Raw genomic sequence first — 1279 nt, forward strand, 5'->3', positions numbered from 1 at the left:
TGGCTCCATGGCAATCTCTGCGTTAGCAAGGAAAGTCTTCTTCCAATTTTGTAGATTCTGAGGCAAAATATTATGCTTGCTGGCAATCTGCACTATGGTGCTTTCATTTTGTAGTAATTCAAGTACTAATTTAGTCTTGAATGCTGAGGTATATTTTGTTCGTTTTTTACTCATTTTTTTACTCCGATTTTTTTTGTTTAGTTTAACTCGTTCGAAATAAGAAAGTTTAAATTGTTGTCTGAAATTGTTGGGGTTTTATAATTTGGTGGGGTGGTTTGTTAAAAACTATACATTAAGATAGATTGTTTTTTGTTGTAAAAGGGTGGCGCCCCCTTTTTTTCCTTGGACTTAGATGGCAGTAGTTATTCATAAGCACATTCTCCATGAATGTATTGCACTTGCAAGTTGAATCTAAGGCGTCCTTTTTTCTTTTTCACCTTACCTCTTTTTCCCGTACTATCTTATCTCAATGTAAAGCCCTTTGGTTGTTGAATATGATATTATTTTATTTTCAATAAAAAACATAAATAAATCATCTTTGCTATCATATATCTCAAGATTTGAGTAAACACACAATTTATAACCATCTGTAAAAATAAAATCTATTGCCTCATTTAAGGAGTTATCTTTAATTTTTATTAGTGGTTTACCCTCTATTTGATAAAGCACATTTAAAAAATCAATATTATTTTTATTTTCACAATCTAATATTTTTTTATTTTTTTTATAAATAATCCAATCTGAAAGATATATCCATAAAGTTTTTTTTTCATTTTTTGTAGTAAAAGTTAAAAAACTACCAACACCTTTTTCTATTTTTACAAACGAAATAGGTAATATATTATTTAACAATTGCATATTCACCATAATTCTTTATTTTTTACTTGTTCAGCAATCTTTTTTATTTCTTGGTAACTATGATTTTTACCAGATATTCTTCTATGAACTATTTTTTTCTGGTTTTTAGTCAACCCTCTAGTTGCATCTGCAAATTGTTTATTTTGTCTTTTATTTCCTCTTGGTGTTCCTTTTTTTTGTTTGTCCCAATCCTCAGGAGGCCCTCCATCAGGCATTGGCGCACCAGTTCCAGCCACCTCAGAAACATCATCAATCTCAGGAATATCGCTCACATCATCTTGAGCACTGTCACTAACATGATTAACAATCTCTGCCCCTGCAATAACTCCTATTGCCTTTAATCCATTTTCTACAATTTTTATTGCTGAACTTGGGTCTTTTAATATAGGTGTTGCATATCTTATTATTGCTGAATCCTCTC

The 1279-nt window shown here is 30.6% G+C and carries 3 protein-coding genes; all 3 read right to left on the reverse strand.

Translation table 11 applies throughout. The annotated features are described in order from the left end of the window. The coding region (locus BHECKSOX2_RS07865) for a transposase (RefSeq protein ID WP_139683133.1) at positions 1-174 on the reverse strand (174 nt) is incomplete at its 3' end. Positions 175-456: 282 nt separating this feature from the next. Continuing rightward, entirely contained in the window at positions 457-858 is a 402-nt protein-coding gene (locus BHECKSOX2_RS07870; protein ID WP_139683134.1) for a hypothetical protein, read from the reverse strand. Positions 859-860: 2 nt separating this feature from the next. Then, positions 861-1279: hypothetical protein (locus BHECKSOX2_RS07875; protein WP_180323719.1), on the reverse strand; the 419-nt coding region annotated here is incomplete at its 5' end.

Origin of the sequence: thiotrophic endosymbiont of Bathymodiolus puteoserpentis (Logatchev) (genome assembly GCF_900127505.1) — a bacterium.
GTDB lineage: Bacteria > Pseudomonadota > Gammaproteobacteria > PS1 > Pseudothioglobaceae > Thiodubiliella.